Source organism: Pseudomonas sp. B414 (assembly GCF_055408445.1).
In genome coordinates this window covers 1-931 of record NZ_JBUZTQ010000083.1, presented here as the reverse complement: position 1 = coordinate 931, position 931 = coordinate 1, and the positions used below count along the sequence as shown (strand labels likewise).

Annotated in this window: 2 protein-coding genes; both read left to right on the top strand. The window is 58.2% G+C overall.

Annotated features, from left to right (window positions below):
- The coding region (locus ACZRMH_RS25785; protein WP_464015814.1) for a ShlB/FhaC/HecB family hemolysin secretion/activation protein at positions 1-414 on the top strand (414 nt) is incomplete at its 5' end.
- 30 nt (positions 415-444) lie between these two features.
- A partial coding sequence (locus ACZRMH_RS25780; RefSeq protein WP_464015813.1) for a two-partner secretion domain-containing protein occupies positions 445-931 on the top strand: 487 nt, incomplete at its 3' end.

Here is a 931-nt window from a genome sequence, read left to right as displayed (position 1 = left end):
TTCAGTTTTACCAGTATGGCCACCGGCCAACGTAGTGAGGATGTGCTGTTCAGCCCGCAACGCATAAGCCTGGGCGGTTCAGCCTCGGTGCGTGGCTACAAAGACCAACAACTTTCCGGCGACAGCGGCGGTTACTGGCGCAACGACCTGCGCTGGTCGCGCCCGGTAACCCTGGACTGGCTGCGCCCGGTATTTACCGATTACGGCTCCAGCCTGGGCTACGACCAGGGCGTGATTCGCCACGGTCGCTACAACCGTGAGGCCAGTGGCCGAGTTTCCAGTAACTCGCTGGAGCTGTTTGCCCGTGGCCGTAACTTCAGTACCAGCGTGACCTTTGCCCACTCCCTGGAACGACCGGATGTGCTCACCGAGAGCGAAGCACCGATCTACTTTCGTATGGATTTTTTCCTGTAATTCAACGCTTTGTTGTATCGAGAAACTGACATGGATGACCGATATTTAGCCTTTTTGGCCCGCCAGCCTTCAGCCGCCTTGCAACCCCGGGAATCCTGTTGGGGCATGCCCAAACGTGGCCTGGCTTTTATTTTGGCCAATGCGATTTTCTGGCAGCCACTGCTGGTGCAGGCCGAAGGCATCGTCGTCAGCGGGCCAGGCACCAGCCTGGGAGCTGCGGGCAATGGCGTGCCCATCGTCAATATTGCCGCACCCAATGGCAGCGGTTTGTCGCACAACCAGTTCAGTGACTACAACGTCGGTGCCAATGGCCTGATTCTCAACAACGGCATCGACCGTACGCAGTCGACCCAACTGGGCGGGATCATCCTAGGCAACCCGAATTTGCATGGCAATGCTGCCAATATCATCCTCAACGAAGTCAGCGGTGGCAGCCCCAGCCAGTTGCGCGGCTACACCGAAGTAGCGGGGCAATCGGCCAAGGTAATCGTGGCCAACCCCTACGGCATTACCTGTA